This is a genomic window from Rhodococcus sp. PD04, from assembly GCF_035918275.1.
In the GTDB taxonomy this organism is placed as follows: Bacteria; Actinomycetota; Actinomycetes; order Mycobacteriales; family Mycobacteriaceae; genus Rhodococcus; species Rhodococcus rhodochrous.
This window is the reverse complement of sequence record NZ_CP142143.1, coordinates 1,529,694-1,548,450: the sequence shown is the minus strand read 5'-3', so window position 1 is coordinate 1,548,450 and position 18,757 is coordinate 1,529,694. Positions and strand designations below refer to the sequence as shown.

General features: G+C 67.6%; 12 protein-coding genes. 5 read left to right on the top strand and 7 right to left on the bottom strand.

Translation table 11 applies throughout. The features are described from left to right. Positions 1 to 153: 153 nt before the first annotated feature. Positions 154 to 840, top strand: a complete 687-nt coding sequence (locus tag U9J23_RS07185) for a TetR/AcrR family transcriptional regulator (protein ID WP_080968286.1) — start codon at positions 154 to 156, stop codon at positions 838 to 840. Here U9J23_RS07185 and U9J23_RS07180 read toward each other — a convergent pair. Both U9J23_RS07180 and ctaD read right to left on the bottom strand, forming a co-directional pair. After that, entirely contained in the window at positions 737 to 2,308 is a 1,572-nt protein-coding gene (locus U9J23_RS07180; RefSeq protein ID WP_272269185.1) for a flavin-containing monooxygenase, read from the bottom strand. The genes U9J23_RS07185 and U9J23_RS07180 overlap by 104 nt on opposite strands. A 58-nt stretch (positions 2,309 to 2,366) precedes the next feature. Next, on the bottom strand, positions 2,367 to 4,115 hold the full coding sequence (gene ctaD / locus U9J23_RS07175; RefSeq protein WP_268655407.1) for an aa3-type cytochrome oxidase subunit I: 1,749 nt from the start codon (positions 4,113 to 4,115) through the stop codon (positions 2,367 to 2,369). Positions 4,116 to 4,382: 267 nt separating this feature from the next. Between ctaD and U9J23_RS07170 the strand changes: the two genes are divergently transcribed. From U9J23_RS07170 to fadD1, 3 genes are read left to right on the top strand one after another with little or no spacing between them, the layout of a single operon-like run. Then, the gene (locus U9J23_RS07170) at positions 4,383 to 5,735 is read left to right on the top strand and encodes a flavin-containing monooxygenase (RefSeq protein ID WP_272269315.1); all 1,353 of its coding nucleotides are present in this window, start codon (positions 4,383 to 4,385) and stop codon (positions 5,733 to 5,735) included. Continuing rightward, a complete protein-coding gene (locus tag U9J23_RS07165; RefSeq protein WP_442802271.1) occupies positions 5,717 to 6,625 on the top strand; it encodes an alpha/beta hydrolase in 909 nt (302 codons plus the stop codon). Before U9J23_RS07170 ends, U9J23_RS07165 begins: the two co-directional genes overlap by 19 nt. A 53-nt stretch (positions 6,626 to 6,678) precedes the next feature. Next, a complete protein-coding gene (gene fadD1 / locus U9J23_RS07160) occupies positions 6,679 to 8,247 on the top strand; it encodes a fatty-acid--CoA ligase FadD1 (RefSeq protein WP_272269317.1) in 1,569 nt (522 codons plus the stop codon). Between the two features lie 51 nt (positions 8,248 to 8,298). Here fadD1 and U9J23_RS07155 read toward each other — a convergent pair whose 3' ends face one another. From U9J23_RS07155 to U9J23_RS07135, 5 genes are all read right to left on the bottom strand, one after another. Beyond that, positions 8,299 to 9,024, bottom strand: a complete 726-nt coding sequence (locus tag U9J23_RS07155; protein ID WP_326602057.1) for a hypothetical protein — start codon at positions 9,022 to 9,024, stop codon at positions 8,299 to 8,301. 145 nt (positions 9,025 to 9,169) lie between these two features. Further along, positions 9,170 to 9,682: a hypothetical protein gene (locus U9J23_RS07150; RefSeq protein ID WP_106200338.1), complete on the bottom strand. Its 513-nt coding sequence runs from the start codon at positions 9,680 to 9,682 to the stop codon at positions 9,170 to 9,172. After that, positions 9,679 to 10,536 (bottom strand): ParA family protein, encoded by an 858-nt coding sequence (locus U9J23_RS07145; RefSeq protein WP_272269320.1) that lies wholly within the window; start codon positions 10,534 to 10,536, stop codon positions 9,679 to 9,681. Before U9J23_RS07145 ends, U9J23_RS07150 begins: the two co-directional genes overlap by 4 nt. Positions 10,537 to 10,631: 95 nt before the next feature. Next, complete coding sequence (locus U9J23_RS07140) at positions 10,632 to 11,006, bottom strand: hypothetical protein (RefSeq protein WP_006553960.1); 375 nt, start codon at positions 11,004 to 11,006, stop codon at positions 10,632 to 10,634. Positions 11,007 to 11,242: 236 nt separating this feature from the next. Continuing rightward, entirely contained in the window at positions 11,243 to 12,445 is a 1,203-nt protein-coding gene (locus U9J23_RS07135; protein WP_272269323.1) for a hypothetical protein, read from the bottom strand. 793 nt (positions 12,446 to 13,238) lie between these two features. Between U9J23_RS07135 and U9J23_RS07130 the strand changes: the two genes are divergently transcribed. Further along, a complete protein-coding gene (locus tag U9J23_RS07130; protein ID WP_326602864.1) occupies positions 13,239 to 18,716 on the top strand; it encodes an ATP-binding protein in 5,478 nt (1,825 codons plus the stop codon). Positions 18,717 to 18,757 lie beyond the last annotated feature (41 nt).

Genomic DNA, 18,757 nt, shown 5'->3' with positions numbered 1-18,757 from the left:
GGGAAACTGTCGATCGACAGTTTTCCCATTGCGCATCTTCGGGGAATGTCCACGGCGTAACGAGTCCGTGACGCGTGTTTCGTACGTGTGACGAAAACTTCACGCACGAAGACCGTGATGCTGCAGCACCTTTCGTCGTGTCACAGTGGAGGGGTGACCCATGCAGGACCAGGACGCCCCCGCCTCCACGCCCCGCGACGGCCCGGGCCGACCGCGCGTGCCGAGATCCTCGACGCCGCTGCGGAGCTGTTCACCACCCGCGGGTTCTCCCCCACGTCGACACGCACGATCGCCGAGGCGGTGGGGATCCGGCAGGCATCGCTGTACAACCACTTCGCGACGAAGAACGACATCCTCGTGGCGTTGCTCGAGGACACCGTCGAACCGACCCTCGATTTCGACGACAATCTCGACCCCGCGCTGCCGCCCGAGGTGCGCCTGTGTGCGCTCGCCTGGTTCGATACGGCCCAGTTGTCCGCGGGCAGATGGAATCTCGGTGCGCTCTACCACCTTCCGGAACTTCGCACCGAACCGTTCGATCGGTTCCGGGAGGAACGTCGGCACCTGATGGAGCGCTACCGGATCCTGGCGGCGCAGATCGTCGGCGACGGCGATCCTCGCACCCATCTGCCGTTCCGGATCGTCGAATCGGTCATCGGCATGCGGGCCGACGACGGCGACGTCGATGCCGGGCTCCCCGAAGCGCTGGCGACGGCGTCGCTGACGGTTCTCGGCGTCAGCGACGTTGCGGCGGTGACGAGCGCTGCCCGGGCACTCGTGGTGGGGGTTCCCGGCGACCTGCTGGGCTCGATGAACCCGCCGGCTCGGCCACCCGCGTGAAACGCAGGGCGGGATCGTCGACCGGTTCGCGGCGCAGCCGTCTGCGGTCGAGATAGTAGTTCTGCTCCATCGACCACGGGCCGCTCTCCCCGGATGTGGGGAACACGTCGGCCGAGCGCCGGAGATAGTTCGACGTGAGATCCCAGAACGGCCCTCCGCCGACGGCCGGATCGTCGCAGATCGGGGTGACGACGTCGTAGCCCTGGTCGTCCATGTGGTCGAGCAACCGGCACAGATGATGGCCGGTGAGGTCGACCTTGAGGGTCCACGACGAGTTGGTGTAGCCGAACGCGAAGGCGAAGTTCGGCACGCCGGTGAGCATCGTCGCCTTGTAGGTGACGCATTCGTGCCAGTCGACCGGGACGCCGTCGACGTCGACTTCGATCCTCCCGAACGGCACCAGTTTCAGGCCGGTCGCGGTGACGATGACGTCGGCCTCGATCTCGCGCCCCGATTCGAGGGCGATCCCCGTGGGTGTGAACCGGGCGATCCGATCGGTGACCACCGATGCCTCGCCGGTGGCGATGGCATGGAAGAGGTCGCCGTCGGTCGCGACGCACAGACGCTGATCCCACGGGTCGTACGACGGATTGAAGTGCACGTCGACGGGATAGTCGTCGGGCAGCACACTCGTCATCCGCAGGCGCAGGAGACGGCGGAAGAGGTTCGGCGCGCGCCGGCTCGTCCGGTACATCTCGTGCAGCAGGCGGATGCTCAGGGAACGAACGGCGCGGTCGGCCGCTGATGTCGGGAGTGCGCGTCGCAACGCGTTGGCGACCTTGTTCTCCTTCGGCCATCCCAGGACGTAGGACGGGGAACGCTGCAGCATCGTCACGTGCTCGGCGACGCCGGCCAGCGCCGGAATGAGCGTCACCGCGGTGGCGCCGCTTCCGATGACGACGACTCGCTTGCCCGCACAGTCGAGATCCTCGGGCCAGTGCTGGGGATGGACGATCGTGCCGCGGAAGTCGTCGCTGCCTTCGAACTCGGGGCTGTACCCCTCGTCGTAGTCGTAGTAGCCGGTCGCGGAGAAGAAGACCGAGCAGGTCACCGTGAGCGTGGTGTCGTCGCTCGTGCGCAGGAGCGTGACCGTCCACCTGCCGGTATCGGACGAGAAGGACGCACCGACGACGCGGTGCCCGAGGTGCAGGTAGGGACGGAGTCCGTGTTCGTCCACCGTCTCGTGGAGATAGCCGAGGATCTCGCCGCCTCCGGCGTACGCGTGCTTCTTCCGCCACGGCTTGAACTCGTACCCGAGGGTGTGCAGGTCGGAGTCGGAGCGCACACCGGGATATCGGAACAGGTCCCATGTGCCGCCGAGCGCGTCGCGTGCCTCGACGATCGCGAAGCTCGTCCCCGGTCTCTTCGTCTTCAGGTGGTAGGCCGTGCCGATGCCGGAGATACCGGCGCCGACGATCAGGACATCCACCTCGGCGGGCACGCTCCCGCCGGGTTCGACTGCGGTCATGTTCGCTCGACTCCGTCCCTCGGCGGGTTCGTTCGATGCGCGGAGCTACCTCTGTCGATCACTCCCGGGGGATGTCGCCCGGCGTGCGGTCGGCGCCCTCGAGCACATTCACCTCGTGCTTGTCGCTACCCGGACCCACGTGCGCCTCGGCACGCATCCGCTCGACCATGTCGGGATAGTGCAGCTCGAAGGCGGGACGCTCCGAACGGATCCGCGGCAGCTCGTAGAAGTTGTGCCGCGGGGGCGGGCAGGTCGTCGCCCACTCGAGCGAGTTGCCGTAACCCCACGGGTCGTCGACCGTGACGACCTGGCCGTAGCGGTAGCTCTTGAAAACGTTCCACACGAACGGCAGCGTCGAGGCACCGACGATGAACGCACCGATGGTGGAGATCGTGTTCAGGGTGGTGAACCCGTCCGAGGGCAGGTAGTCGGCGTAACGACGCGGCATGCCCTCGTTACCGAGCCAGTGCTGCACCAGGAAGGTGGTGTGGAAGCCGATGAAGGTCAGCCAGAAGTGCCAGCGGCCGAGCTGCTCGTCCATCAACCTGCCGGTCATCTTGGGGAACCAGAAGTAGATGCCGGCGTAGGTCGCGAACACGATGGTGCCGAAGAGCACGTAGTGGAAGTGCGCCACCACGAAGTACGAGTCGTGCAGGTGGAAGTCCAGCGGCGGGCTCGCGAGGATGACACCGGTCAGACCACCGAAGAGGAAGGTCACGATGAAGCCGACCGCGAAGAGCATCGGTGTCTCGAAGGTGATCTGGCCCTTCCACATCGTGCCGATCCAGTTGAAGAACTTCACACCGGTCGGGACGGCGATCAGGAAGGTCATGAACGCGAAGTACGGCAGCAGCACCGCACCGGTGGCGTACATGTGGTGCGCCCACACGGCGATGGACAGCGCGGCAATGGCGATGGTTGCGTAGACGAGGCCGCTGTAGCCGAAGATCGGCTTGCGGGAGAAGACGGGGAAGATCTCCGAGACGATGCCGAAGAACGGCAGCGCGATGACGTACACCTCGGGGTGACCGAAGAACCAGAACAGGTGCTGGAAAAGGATCACCCCACCGGTGGCGGGGTCGTAGATGTTGCCGCCGATCACACGGTCCACGAAGGCGCCCATGAAGGCGGCGGCAAGCAGAGGGAAGACGAGGAGCACGAGGATCATCGTGATGAAGATGTTCCACGTGAAGATGGGCATCCGGAACATGGTCATGCCCGGTGCGCGCATGCACACCACGGTGGTGATCATGTTGACGCCGCCGAGGATGGTACCCAGACCCATGACGATCAGGCCGAGGAACCACAGGTTGCCGCCGATGCCGGGTGAATGGATCTCGTCGGCCAGCGGCATGTAGGACGTCCAGCCGAAGTCGGCGGCGCCGCCGGGAGTGATGAACGCGAAGGCCACGGTCAGTGCTCCGAACAGGAACAGCCAGTAACTGAAGGCGTTCAGTCGCGGGAAAGCGACGTCGGGAGCACCGATCTGCAGCGGCAGGATGTAGTTGGCGAATCCGAACACGACCGGCGTCGCGTACATCAGCAGCATGATGCCGCCGTGGTTGGTGAACAGCTGGTTGTACTGCTCGTTCGACAGGAACTGCAAGCCTGGCACCGCGAGCTCCGCGCGCATCAACAGGGCGAGCAGGCCACCGAACAGGAAGAACGCGAACGAGGTGAAGATGTACATCAGCCCGAGCGTCTTCGGGTCCGTGGTGGTGATCAGGTCATGGAGGACCGCCCCCTTGGACTTCGCTCGCGGCGGATAGGGCCGCGTGGGCTTGACGGGAGCGACAACCGCGTTCATCGGGCCTCCTCGAGCCGCCGTGCGGCGGCAACGGTGCGGCGCGGACGGGATCGACGCGCGCGACGATCACCACCCGCGATGCTGCAGGTGCACCCAGAGTATGCGTTCCATCACACCTACGCACCGGGTTCGCGGACCGAATTACGACGCGACGACGGGGCGAGCGGAACGTCCCGTATACACGGAGGAGAACGTGTTCTACATTGTGACCGTCGTCACTGTAGGTCGTCGCTCCGATCACCTGCACCACCGCGTCGAAGGGACACCATGTCGGCACCTACCACCGCGGTCATCGGCGCCGGTATCAGCGGGTTGACCGCGGGAAAGATGCTGTGCGACTACGGGGTGCCCTACACCTGCTTCGAGAGCTCCGACCGTGTGGGCGGCAACTGGGCCTTCGGCAATCCCAACGGCCACAGCAGCGCGTACCGCTCGCTGCATATCGACACGTCGAAGCACCAGCTGTCGTTCAAGGACTACCCGATGCCGGAGTCCTATCCCGACTTCCCGCACCACACGCAGATCAAGGAGTACCTCGACGGCTACACCGACGCCTTCGGACTGCGGGGGAACATCGAGTTCCGTAACGGCGTCCGGCACGCACGACGGCGGCCCGAAGGCGGATGGGAACTCGACCTCGAGGACGGCAGCACACGCGCGTTCGAATTCCTCGTCGTCGCCAACGGTCACCACTGGGATCCCCGAGTGCCGGAGTTCCCCGGGCACTTCGCCGGCGAGTCGCTCCACTCCCACCACTACATCGACCCGCGCACCCCGATGGATTTCGCGGGCAAGCGCATTCTCGTTGTGGGGCTCGGCAACAGCGCGGCCGACATCGCCGTGGAGTTGTCGTCGAAGGCGCTGCAGACCGAGGTGACGCTGTCGACGCGGTCGAGTGCGTGGATCGTCCCGAAGTACATCGCCGGCCGGCCGGCCGACAAGTTCTACCGCACCGTTCCGTACATCCCGATGTCGTGGCAACGGAAGGTCGCGCAGTGGGGCCAGCCGCTGCTGTCGGGACGTCCCGAGCGGTACGGGCTGCCCACCCCGAATCACAAGTTCTTCGAGGCGCACCCCACGCAGTCGGTCGAACTGCCACTCCGTCTCGGCTCAGGCGACATCGTCGCGAAACCCGACATCGAACGGTTCGACGACCACACGGTCCGTTTCGTGGACGGAACGTCGGCGGAGTTCGACGTCGTCATCTACGCGACCGGGTACAACATCACCTTCCCGTTCTTCGATCCGGAGTTCCTCAGCGCACCCGACAACCACATCGCGCTGTACAAGCGGATCTTCGCGCCGGGCATCCCCGACCTCACGTTCGCCGGTTTCGCTCAGGCCACGCCCACTCTGTTCCCGTTCGTCGAATGCCAGGCGCGACTGATCGCGGCCTATGCGATCGGCCGCTACGCCCTTCCGTCCGAGGACGAGATGCGTCGCGTCATCGTCGAGGATCAGCGCAAGTTCACCGGGCACATGCTCGACCGCCCTCGGCACACGCAGCAACTCGACTATTTCGCCTACGAGTTCGACATCCGGACGCGCGAACTGCCCGCCGGAATCGCCCGCGCCGGGCGGGTATCGAAGGAGGACGCCTCGTGCACCCGCGTTCACTGACCTTCCCCTCCGGGGGCGAGAGGGTCCACGCCTGGCACTTCACTCCCGGATCCGACGTGCTCGACAGCGCCGACGGGGCGCCGGTCGTGGTCATGGCCCACGGTCTGGGCGGGACGAAGGACTCCGGGCTCGCCCCGTTCGCCGCGCGGCTTGCCGCTGCGGGCATGCACGTGCTCGCGTTCGACTACCGAGGATTCGGTGAGTCCGGAGGCACCGACCGACAGCGCGTCGACGTCGCGGGCCAGATCGCCGACTACCGCGCGGCCGTCGCCACTTCGCGTCGACTGGACGGGGCCGATCCCCGTCGCACCGTGTTGTGGGGCGTGTCGTTGTCGGGCGGACACGTCCTGTCCGTCGCGGCCCAGGACCGGGACGTCGCAGCGGTCGTGTCCGTGACGCCACTCGTCGACGGACCGGCCGCGGGGGTTCTCGCCGCACGGCATCACGCGCCCTCTGCGCTCGCCCGCTCGACGGCGACAGGTCTCCGCAGCCGGGTGGGATCGATTGCGCGGCGCTCGTCGACCACCATCCCGATCGTGGGACCACCCGGCACGGTCGCCGCCCTGTCACTGGACGGCTACCACGAGGACTACCTCTCCCTGGCCGGCCCGACCTGGCGCAACGAGATCGACGCCGACGTCGTGTTGTCGCTCGGCACCTACCGGCCCGCGCGACACGCGTCGTCCGTCGCATGTCCCGTCCTCGTGCAGATCGCGGACTTCGATCGCAGCGCTCCCCCGCACGCCGCGGCGCGTGCAGCCTTCCGCGCTCGTGCCGAGGTACGTCACTATCCGTGCGACCACTTCGACGTCTGGCCCGGCAAGGACTGGTTCGATCGGGCCGTCGAGCATCAGATCCACTTCCTGACCCGACATCTCGCTGCGCAGTAACCCCGAGGGATCCGTCTTCGCCGATCCCTTCCCTTCGCGAATCCGAGGTAGCCATGGCAGAGACCGTCCAGCAGTCACTCCGCGACCTGCTCGAGAACGACACCGCGGCCATCGTCCACGACACCGGCAGGTGGACCTGGCGCGAGCACCTGCAGGAGGCGTCCGCTCAGGCGGCGGCCCTGCTGTCGCTGATGGACCGCGACCGGCCGGTGCACGTCGGTGCGCTGCTCGGCAACACCCCCGCCTTCCTCCATGCGATCGCCGGGGCCGGGCTCGCGGGGTTCCCGCTCGTCGGTATCAACAACACCCGACGCGGTGAGGGTCTGGCCCGCGACATCCTGCGGGCGGACTGCCAGATCCTGCTGACCGACGCCGAGCACGCCCCTCTGCTCGACGGCCTGGATCTCGGCGACGTCACCGTCTTCGACGTCGCGAGCCCCGAGTGGCGGGCGCTCGTCGACGGGGCCGGTCCGCTCGAGCCGTACCGGGAGGTCGGGCCGACCGATCCGTTCATGCTGATCTTCACCTCGGGAACGAGCGGAGATCCGAAACCGGTGATGCTCGCCCACATGATGGTGTTGTTCTCGGGCAGCACGCTCGTCCCGCGGTTCTCGATCACGAGCGACGACGTCGTCTACCTGTCGATGCCGTTGTTCCACTCCAACGCGATCCTCGCCGGGTGGTGCGTGTCGCTGCGCAGCGGCGCGGCGATGGCACCGGCGTCGTTCTCCGCCTCGCACTTCCTCGACGACGTGCGCCGCTACGGCGCGACCTACATGAACTACGTCGGCAAGCCTCTCGCGTACATCCTGGCGACCGTCGAACGACCCGACGACATCGACAACCCCCTCCGGGTGGCGTTCGGCAACGAGGCCACCGACCGCGACATCGAGGAGTTCGGCCGACGCTTCGACTGCACCGTCTGGGACGGTTTCGGGTCGACCGAGGCCGCGGTGATCATCACCCGCGACGAAGGCACCCCACCCGGATCGATCGGTCGAGGACTGCCAGGGGTCGACGTCTACGATCCGGAGACCCTCACCCCCTGTGCCCTCGCGGAGTTCGACGACAACGGCGCCCTGATCAACGCCGACAAGGCCGTCGGTCAGCTCGTGAACACGCAGGGCGCCGGATTCTTCACCGGCTACTACAACGACGAGGCCGCTACGAACGAATGTCTTCGTGGCGGCATGTTCTGGTCGGGAGATCTCGCCTACAAGGACGCGGACGGCTGGATCTACCTCGCCGGTCGCACCGCAGACTGGATGCGGGTGGACGGTGAGAACCTCGCTGCCGCGCCCATCGAGCGGATCCTGCAACGACTGCCGCAGCTGAGCCGCGTCGCCGTCTACGGTGTGCCCGACGACCACGTGGGCGACCAGATCATGACCGCAATCGTGCTGCGCGACGAGACATCGCTCGTCCCAGAGGAATTCGAGAATTTCCTCTCCGAGCAGGCCGACCTCTCCCCCAAGGCGTGGCCGAGATACGTACGGATTGCGGCGGATCTGCCCACCACGGCCACCAACAAGATCCTCAAGCGCGCGCTCGAGAAGGAAGGACCCACAGCAGGCGACGGCGTGCTGTGGGTCCGCGAGAACGAGAAGTACGTCGTGGCCTGACGCTGCTCGGCTGCCTCAGTTCTCGCCGAAGTCGCTATCGGGCATGCGTTCTCACCTGAGGATCTCGCTCCGCCAGAAGGCATCGGCGTCGGGAACGGTCTCGGGGTCGTCGAAGAAGGTGGCGAGCGCCTGTGCGGCTGCCGCGGCGTCCGGGAAGCGGCGGCCCTCCATCGGTCCCCGGGTGATCTCGAGCGTCCCGGAGGCCTGATCGAGGCGCCCCTGCACGCGGTAACCCCCGATGTCGGCGACCACCGCGAGCCGTTCGTCGTCGGTCTCGGGGTCGGTGACCGCCGGTGCGGCCGGACGTTCGACGCGGACGGCCGCTGCCGGCACCGGCGTTGCGTCGTGCCGAGGATCCTTGACGACGTCGAGACCGAGAAGATCCCAATTGTCCTGACCGTGAACGACATTGCTGCGCTGGATGGGATGACTGCCGGTCGGGGTGCGGCCGGGGCGGTCGGCGAGCCAGAGCGCGACCTCCTCCTCGATCCCTCCCTCGATATCGTCCGCGTCCACGACGTAGAACGCCGGTACCTCGGGTGCGAGATCGACGAACACCCAGTGCGACACGCCTCCACCGTCGGCGGCGGGAATCCCGTCGCGGCGTCGCGCGAGCCACGGATCGCTCGCCGTCGAGCACACCCTCACCACACGTTCCGATCCGTCCGCACCGCGCACTCGGACGTCCCGCTGTCCCGGGATCGGCTCGGCCCGGCCGCCGCGCGCCAGAACCTCGGCCACGAAGGCCACGACTCCCTGTCGAACGATGTCCCCCATATCGACTCCTCTTCTCGGTGCGCACACCGAGCGGTGACTCGGGATCGACGCTCGATGTGCCCACGTCCTGCGCGGTCTCGTCGAGACCGGAGGTCTGCTGCGACCATACGTTGCTACGAGCAGAAGAAGAACCGACTGTGACCGATCACCGGAAAGCATCACCCTTCGTGGTGAGCGCCTTGACCCGTTCGACGATGCGGTCCTGCAGCTTGGAGGGGGTACGCCAGCGCATCGCGAGTTTGTCGTAGTCCATCGCGTGCTCGGCGATGATGTCCTTGAGCTGTTCGACCCCGAGGGACGCCAGCCTCTCCCGCAGAGTCGCCTCCCCGCTCTCGCGGTACACCGCGAACGGGTCGAAGGCCCCGGGTGCGCGACGGCTACGACGTGGCGAGGTTCGGGCCGCGGCGGGCCGCGCAGCAGGGGCGGGGGCAGGGGCCGGAACGCTCGGGTCCGCGGTGACCGACAGCGCTCCCGCGAGCGCCTTCGCGAAGCGCGGCGTGCGTGCCGCCTCGTCGGCGATCACCTGCACGAGCGCGACGAGCGCGCCGGCCGTACCGGGGGCCGCCTCGTCGAGGCGGAGCAACGCCGAGCTCGCCTCGCCGATGCGCACCCGTAGACGTGCCTGTGCCATGTCGGTATCGGTGCCGGGATTCGTCACAGGTACACCTGCGCATTCATCATGATCGTCTCGGTGAGGATTCTCAGTGCGTCGTACTGACCGGTGTTGCCGTACTTGCGCTTGAGCGTGCCGTAGGGCACGAACTCGGCGGACGCCGCGATCTGATTGGCCTCGGGCACCCAGGCGGGAACGACGTTCGCGATCCGGGGATCGCGCTGGAGCTGTTCGATGATCGTGCGGTGCAGATTCGAGGCACTGCGGTACTTCGTGATGACGAGGCCGATCTCCCGCACCGTGTGGCCGGTCCGCTTCGCGAATTCCTGGATCTTGTTCTGCAGCGGCGGAATTCCGTAGGTGGACAGGATGTCGGGAATCGTCGGGATGAGATAACCGTCGGCGAGACGCAACCCGTTGAGGGTGAGGATCCCGAGATTCGGCGGGCAGTCGACGAGGATGTAGTCGTACCGGTCGGCGATGGGCCGGACAGCGGAGAGCAGTACCTCGACGGGACGGTGCGAGCCGGGATCCGCGTACTGCTGGTGGGTGAGACCCTCCTGGATGTCCATGAGATCCAGCGACGACGCGAGCAGGTCGAGATCACGGACCGCTCGCACGGGCGAGACGTTCTTCTGGACGGCCTTCTCGATGTCGAACGCGTCGGCGTGGGGCGTGATCGCCTTACGGAAGAGCGTCGCGAGGGTCAGACCGAGTTCGTTCAGTTCCTGCCAGCGCTCCTCCCCCACCATCATCGTGGTGAGGTTGGTCTGCGGGTCGAGATCGATCATGAGCACCCGCTGCCCGAACTCCGCCGCCATGAATTCGCCCAGAGCGGCCGTCGTCGTGGTCTTGCCGACGCCACCTTTCAGGTTGATCGTCGCGATTACCAGTGCCACCCCACACCTCTTCGGGAAAGAACTTCATTACTCGATATCGCGAGCAAAACTACCCGAAGGCGGACATACGAGGCAGCCGGGTGGCAGCTGCCGAGTCAGCGGCCCCTCGACTCGACCGCGAGACGGGGCATGCCGGCAAGTTCGTCGGGCGTGACGTACGAATCGGAGGTCGCGAAACCGCTCAGGTACAGCGGCGGCTCGCGGTCGGCGACCGCGCGCACGATCTGCCCCTCCGAGACGAAGACGATGAGCCCTTCGGCATCGGATCCCGGCATGTTCCGCCAGGTGACTCCGGGGGTGTGCATCACGCGGTTGAGTTCGCTCATCAGCACCGGGACGCGGAAGTAGTACATCCGGTCCCACGACTCGACACCCGCTGCGGCCGCGACCTCCCCGAGCGTGCGGGACTGTCCGGAGACGAGCACCGATTCGAACTCGGCCTCGAGCTGCGGGTCGTCGACGACGGACACGCTCGTCGCCCCCGAACAACCTGAGACCCCCAGCGCCGCAGCGACAGCCAGCGCAAAACCCGTACGCACGAACCGCGACGCCACCGCGCCCCCCTGTGTATCGACCCCCGATAGGACGCGAGGAAGCTACCACCGGTTCGGACAAATGCACCAGTGAAGACGGTCACTTTCCACGAGTTCGGGGATACGACCCGAAGCGCAGCCGAATCGATGTGACAGATGACAGTAACTCCGAGTTACTCCTTTGCGGTGAGCTCGGCGATGTCCGTCCACAGAGCACTGCGGAGCGCGACCATCGGTTCGGCTGCAGCGCCGAGCTGGTCGCCGACGAAATCGGTGTTCTCGGCAGACAACTCGCGCACGCCCGACCTGCCGATCAGGTCGTCGATCCGCTGGTCGAGACTCGCGGTCCGCTGCGCGATGTGTGTGAGATGCAGACGGTCCTCCGCCCGCGTGAGCAGGTCGCCGATGCGCGCGAGCGCGGTGACGCGCGCAAGGATCTGATCCCATACCGGTTCGAGCGCTGCCACACGGGATTCGAGACCGGACCGCGCCTCGAGCGCCGATCGGATCGCGGACTGCAACTCGTCGAGCAGGTCGCGCAGGGCGACGGTGTCCACCGCGATCTGGGTGAGCTCCTCGGCGAGATCGAGCTGGGCTCGTTGGACCTCGAAGTACTCCGAACGCCACGCCGCCGACGCCTCGATGCGGTCGTACAGGGAACCGGCGAGGAAGAGCAGGGTGTCGTAGCGGTCGACGAAGCGGTCGTCACCGGAGGGCACCTCGCGTCCGAGCCGTTCGGCGACGCGACGCCCCGTCTCGGCCAGCGGGGTGCGTTCGGACCAGCGACCCACGCGGTCGACGGCGACACCGAGCACCACTCCCCGGGCCTGCTCGACGGGCGTGACGGGCAGGGGTGCCGGGGTGCGTTGCAGTGCGGCGAACAGCGCCTCGCGTTGTTCGATCTCGAGATGCAGGCCGTCGCGTCGGTCGCGGCGCACGGCGCGGACGCCCTGGGCGTAGTGCAGCGGCGAGTGCACGACGGTCTGCCGCGCCGCCCGGATGCGTTTGCCGAGCTCGTTGGCCCGGTATTCGAGTGCGAGTCGCGCAGCGCCGGGGCGCAGGCCGTCGATGCGTGCGCGGAGGCGGGCGTGCTCGTCGGACAGGCGGCGCAGCTCACCGAATCCGTCGAGGGTGGGCAGCCGGCGCCCGACGCGCCGGCGGTTCGCCAGCACCGCACGTGCCGATTCGTCGAGGTAGCCGGCGGCCAGTGCGACCGCCGCGGCATCCGACAGCGGAGCGTGCCTGCCTTCGATGCTGCCGGTCTCGCACCACCGGCGGACCTGCCCGGCGATGCGTGTCCGCCGGTCCACCGACGGGATGTCCCGGCCGGGCGCGTCGTCGCGCCCCGGGAGGTGGGGTCGATCGGCTTCGGACACGGGGATCCTCCTCGCGGCTCGTCCGCAGGCATGTACTGTCCACTGTTCCAGATTCCGCGCGAGCTCGGAGAAATGCCCGGTAACGGCCCCGATCCCGGGCGCTCGAAGGTCACGATCCGACACGTCGACGGCCGCGCTCCGGTTCGGTTGAGACCTTCGCCTTTTCGCACCCCGTGACGGATGTCACAGCATTTTCGAGGCGGGCCGGAGCGATTTGTCCGATCCCGGATCATGCCCCGATTCCGGGTGCGCGAAAACCGGTGCGTACCAGCAGGAACGAGGGGTCGCCCGAGGCGGGCGGCGGAGGCCCCGGAAAGTTACCGATCGGTGTTACTCCACAGTACCGGCGGCACGCGAAACCGCAGACCCCCGTCCCGGCGCCTACCTCCGAGCGAAAGCCCCTGCGCGCGAATACCTGTGAGAGAACTCGACCGCGAGAAGACCGCCGATCGGCCCGGACGGGAGCAAAACGTGACAAACCCTCATGTTTCCTCCATGCTGTTATCCGAACGGAGCCTTCGCCCAGGGGGACGTGACCGTCGCAACCGACGGCCGTAGCTGCGGAGATCTGTTCGAAACGGTCCTTCGGACACCGCGGATGTTGCCCGGTGGATCGACGACGAACACGCATGCCCATGCCAACCACGAGGAGCCGACCGCTACATGTTCCCGCTCGCGTCGCCAACACGAGACGTGGAACGTAGGACCGGTTAGTTTGACCTCCTCATTGGGGTGGAGCTTCGAGACGCGCGCCCGATGCGTGCACAAACCATGGAGAACGGTGGCAACGAGTATGTTCAAGCGGATCGCAGTGGTCAATCGAGGTGAGGCGGCAGTACGCCTCATCCGGGCAGTCCGGGAGCTCAACTCCGAGCACGGCTACGACATCAAGACGATCGCTCTGCACACCGACGCCGAACGACGGGCGATGTTCGTCCGTCAGGCCGACGAAGGAGTGACCCTCCGTCCGTCGACGACGGCGGCGACCCCCTACCTCGATCATGCAGAACTCGAGCGCGCGCTCCTCGAGGCGAAGGCCGACGCCGTCTGGGTCGGCTGGGGCTTCGTCGCCGAGGATCCCGCCTTCGCCGAGCTGTGTGCCCGTCTCGGGATCACCTTCATCGGCCCCTCCGCCGACGCCATGCGTCTGCTCGGCGACAAGGTCGAGGCGAAACTCCTCGCCGAGAAGGTCGGTGTTCCCGTCGCACCGTGGTCCGGTGGACCCGTCGATTCCCGCGCCGACGCGCGCCGCCACGCGCAGGCCATCGGCTACCCGCTGATCATCAAGGCCCGCTCCGGCGGCGGTGGCCGTGGCATCCGCAAGGTCTACGCCGAGGACGAGCTCGAGCTCGCCCTCGAGCGCACCCAGGGTGAGGCCGAGCGTTCCTTCGGCGACCCCGTCGTGTTCATCGAGCGTCTCGTCACCGACGCGCGCCACGTCGAGGTCCAGGTCATCGCCGACAAGCACGGCAACGTGTGGGCTCCCGGTGTGCGCGACTGCTCGATCCAGCGCAAGAACCAGAAGGTCATCGAGGAGTCCGCCTCGCCGCTGCTCACCAAGGAGCAGTCCGACCACCTGCGCACGGTCTCGGCCGATCTCGTCCGCGCCGCCGGCTATGCCGGTGCCGGCACCGTCGAGTACCTCTACCAGCCCGACCTGAAGATCTTCACCTTCCTCGAGGTCAACACCCGCCTCCAGGTCGAGCACCCCATCACCGAAGCCACGACCGGCATCGACCTCGTGAAGCTGCAGATCCTCGTCGCCTCCGGCGAGAAGCTGCCCGGCGAGTGCCCCTCCGAGTTCGGTCACGCCGTCGAGGCCCGCCTGAACGCCGAGGATGCCGCCAACGGCTTCGCGCCCGCCCCCGGCACCGTGCAGCTGCTCAAGTTCCCGCTCGGCTCCGGCCTGCGTGTCGACACCGGCATCGCCCAGAGCGACATCATCCCGCCCGACTACGACTCGATGGTCGCCAAGATCATCGCGTGGGGCCGCGACCGCGACGAGGCACTCGCCCGCCTGCGCACCGCTCTGCGCGAGACCACCGTCGTCCTCGACGGCGGCACGACGACCAAGTCGTTCCTGCTCGATCTGCTCGACCGTCCCGAGGTCATCGACGCCTCCGCCGACACCGGCTGGCTCGACCGCACCGGTGCCGGCACCGAGACCGGTCCGTCCAAGGTCGCCGACGTCGCTCTGATCGCGACGGCCGTCGACGTCTACGACACCGACGAGGCCCGCGAGCGCTCCGCCTTCCTCGCTTCGGCCCGCGGCGGTCGCCCGCGCGCCGGACACGCCGTCGGACGCAAGATCGAGCTGAGCTACCAGGGCCAGGCCTACGAGCTCGTCGTCGGCCAGGTCGGCCCGCACCGCTACCGGGTCGACACCGGTTCCGCCGAGTTCGACGTCGACGTCGAGCGGCTGGGCGACTACGAGTCGCGCCTGACCCTCGGCGGACGCCGCCACAACGTGGTGTCGATCGCCGGTCCGGCCCACTTCCTCGTCGAGGTCGACGGCATCAGCCACCAGATCAGCCAGGACGAGGCCGGTGTGGTGCGCACACCCGCCCCCGCCGTGGTGGTCGCGGTCCCCGTCGCCGTCGGTGACGAGGTCGAGGCCGGTCAGACCCTCGTCGTGCTCGAGTCGATGAAGATGGAGACCGCGGTCCGCGCCCCCTTCGCCGGGAAGGTCCGCGAAATCCTGGCCGTCGTCAACGCCCAGGTCGACGCGGGTGCCCCGCTCCTGCGGGTCGACCAGATCGTCGAGGAGGTCGTCACCGAAGCCGTCGAGCGGGTGGAGTTCGCCGCACCGGCGCCCTCGCTGAGCGACGACGTCGCCGCCGACGCCCTTGCCCGCCTCGACTCGCTGGCCGCGCTGGTCACCGGATACGACGTGTCCGCCAAGCGCACCGCGGCCCTGATCGCCGACTACGAGCAGCTCTCCGGCGCCGTCGACTCGTGCGATATCGTCCGCGCCGAACTGGCGCTGCTCACGACGTTCGCCGACGTGTGCGAACTGTCGCGCAACCGCCCGACCGAGGACGAGAAGAACAGCGACGATCGGGTGCACAGCCCCCGCGAGTTCTTCCACGGTTACCTGCAGTCGCTCGACGTCGAGGTCGGAGGGCTGCCCGACAGCTTCCGTGCTCGCCTCGCACGGGCCCTGCGGCACTACGACGTCCTCGAACTCGATCGCACCCCGGATCTCGAGGAGGCCGTCTACCGGCTGTTCCTCGCACTCGAGCGCATCGAAGCCCATGTTCCCGTGGTCACTGCGCTGCTCGACCGCTGGATCGAACGCGACGACACCGAGGTGGGCATCTCCCACGAACTCAACGAGGTCCTCGACCGTCTGATCGTCGCGACCCAGGTCCGGTTCCCCGTCATCGGTGACACCGCCCGCAACCTGCGATACCGCTACTTCGAGGAACCCGTGATCCGCAAGGCCCGCGAGCAGGTCTACGACGGGGTCCGCGGTTCGCTCGCGTACCTCGCCGAGCATGCGCAGGCGGCGGACTACGCGCAGCGCATCGAGTCGCTGGTCGCTACCCCCGAGCCGCTGATCGACCTTCTCGCACAGCAGATCACGCGTCCCGAGACCGTTCCGGGTCCGTTGCTCGAGGTCATCACCCGACGGGCGTACAAGATCCGCACCCTCGAGGACGTCTGCTCGTGCACGGTCGCCGGGCACCAGTTCGTCACCGGCAACTTCGATCTGCGCGGCACCCGCCTGTACCTGATCTCCGCGGAGGCACCGCACGCCGAGTTCGCCTCGCTGCTCGCCGCCGTCGAGGAGTCGGCGGCATCGGTTCCCGACACGAAGAACCTGGTGATCGACCTGTATCTCGCGTGGGACGACGCTCCGGCCGATGCCGACGCCCAGGCCGACGCACTGCGCGCCGAACTCGCCGCACGCCCGGTGACCGGCGCGGCCCGTCGCGTGACCGTGACGGTCTGCCACACCGACACGGCCGAAGAGCACGTGTTCACCTTCCGCCCCTACGAGACCGGATACGCGGAGGAGACCAACATCCGCGACATCCACCCGCTCACGGGTCAGCGTCTGGATCTGTGGCGCCTGAAGAACTTCGACGGCACCCGCCTGCCCGCCAACCCGGACACCTACCTGTATCACCTGGTGTCGCAGGACAATCCGTCCGACGAGCGGTTCATCGCCCTCGCCGAGGTGCGCGACCTGACGCCGCAGCGCGACGAGTCCGGCCGCATCGTCGGACTGCCGGCCTTCGAACGCGCTCTCGCGAGCTCGCTCGACGGCATGCGACGCGCCCAGGCCAACCGCGGCGGGCGACGTCTCGACGCGAACCGCGTGGTGCTCTACGTGTGGCCCGCCGTCGATCTCGACATGGAGGATCTGCGTCGCATCGGCCGCAACGCCGCGCCGTTGACCGTGGGTGCCGGCCTCGAGGAGATCACCGTCATCGGGTCGTGGCGTGATCGCCAGGACGAGCCGGCACGCGAGGTCGCCCTGCGCTTCTCGTACCGCTCCGGTGCGGGCGTCATCGTGCGGGTCACCGAGCCGCCGAAGGAGCCGCTGAAGCCGCTCGACGAGTACACCCAGAAGGTCCAGCGGTCCCGTGCCCGCGGCACCGTCTACCCGTACGAGCTGATCCCGCTGCTCACCGGCGGCGAGGGCACCTTCGTCGAGTACGACTTCGACGAGCAGGGCACCCTCGTGCCCGTCGACCGCCCCTACGGCCGCAACACTGCGGGTCTGATCGTCGGTGTCGTCGACACCCCGACCCCGCGGTACCCCGAGGGCATGAAGCGCGTCGCGCTGTTCGGTGATCCCACCAAGGCGCTGGGCACCGTCGCGGAGGCCGAGTGCTCCCGCGTGGTCGCCGCGATCGACCTGGCGGAGAGCCTGAACGCTCCCGTCGAGTGGTTCGCACTGTCGTCCGGCGCGACGATCTCCATGGGCTCGGGTACCGAGAACATGGACTGGGTGTCGCGCGGCCTGCGTCGCATCATCACGTTCACGCAGAACGGCGGCGAGATCAACGTCGTGGTCACCGGCATCAACGTCGGCGCGCAGCCGTACTGGAACGCCGAGGCGACGATGCTCATGCACACCAAGGGCATCCTCGTGATGACCCCGGACAGCGCGATGGTGCTCACCGGCAAGCAGTCACTCGACTACTCGGGTGGCGTCTCCGCCGAGGACAACTTCGGCATCGGCGGCTACGACCGCGTCATGGGCCCCAACGGCCAGGCGCAGTACTGGGCTCCGAACCTCAGTGCCGCCATCGAGACGCTGTTCGCGCACTACGCCCACGCCTACGTCGCGCCGGGCGAGCGCTTCCCGCGCAAGGCCGTGTCCTCCGACCCGGTCGACCGCAACGTGTGCGTGTACCCGCACGTGCATCCGTCCAGCGACTTCACCACCGTGGGCGACATCTTCTCGTCCGAGACCAACCCGGATCGCAAGAAGCCGTTCGACATCCGCACGGTGATGCGTTCGGTGGTCGACCAGGACCACGCGGTGCTCGAACGGTGGGCCGACATGGCCGACGCCGACACCTCGGTCGTGTTCGACGCGCACCTGGGTGGAAACCCGGTGACGGTCATCGGCATCGAGTCCCGCGCGATCCCGCGCAAGGGCTGGTTCCCGGCCGACGGACCGGACCAGTGGACCTCGGGCACGCTGTTCCCGAAGTCGTCGAAGAAGACGGCGCGGGCGATCAATGCGGCGAGCGGCAACCGCCCGCTCGTGGTGCTCGCCAACCTGTCGGGCTTCGACGGCTCCCCCGAGTCGCTGCGCAACCTGCAGCTCGAGTACGGCGCCGAGATCGGCCGGGCCATCGTCAACTTCGACGGTCCGATCGTGTTCGTCGTGGTCTCCCGCTACCACGGTGGTGCCTTCGTGGTGTTCTCGGGCGCGTTGAACGAGAACATGGAAGTCCTCGCCGTGGAGGGTTCGTTCGCCTCGGTGCTCGGTGGCGCTCCGGCGGCCGCGGTGGTCTTCACCCGCGACGTCAACAAGCGCACTGCGAGCGATCCGCGGGTCGTGGAACTCGAGGCCCAGCTGCGGGCCGCGGAGGACGGCGACAAGGCGCGTCTGGGCGTCGAGCTCACCGCTCTGCGCACCGCCGTGCGGTCGGAGAAGCTCGGTGAGGTGGCGGCCGAATTCGAGGCGATCCACAACATCCAGCGCGCACAGCAGGTCGGCTCGGTCGACGCGATCGTGCCGGCGGTCGAGCTGCGGCCGCAGATCATCGCGGCCGTCGAACGCGGCATGGCACGCACGCTCGCGTAACACACGCAGGTAGAACGAGACCCCACCGGAACACTTCCGGT

Bases quoted from the DNA above. Each gene is read 5' to 3' on its own strand.
- fadD1 (WP_272269317.1), top strand. From the start codon at position 6,679: ATGGCAGAGACCGTCCAGCAGTCACTCCGCGACCTGCTCGAGAACGAC.
- ctaD (WP_268655407.1), bottom strand. From the start codon at position 4,115: ATGAACGCGGTTGTCGCTCCCGTCAAGCCCACGCGGCCCTATCCGCCG.
- U9J23_RS07155 (WP_326602057.1), bottom strand. From the start codon at position 9,024: ATGGGGGACATCGTTCGACAGGGAGTCGTGGCCTTCGTGGCCGAGGTT.
- U9J23_RS07170 (WP_272269315.1), top strand. From the start codon at position 4,383: ATGTCGGCACCTACCACCGCGGTCATCGGCGCCGGTATCAGCGGGTTG.
- U9J23_RS07130 (WP_326602864.1), top strand. From the start codon at position 13,239: ATGTTCAAGCGGATCGCAGTGGTCAATCGAGGTGAGGCGGCAGTACGC.
- U9J23_RS07180 (WP_272269185.1), bottom strand. From the start codon at position 2,308: ATGACCGCAGTCGAACCCGGCGGGAGCGTGCCCGCCGAGGTGGATGTC.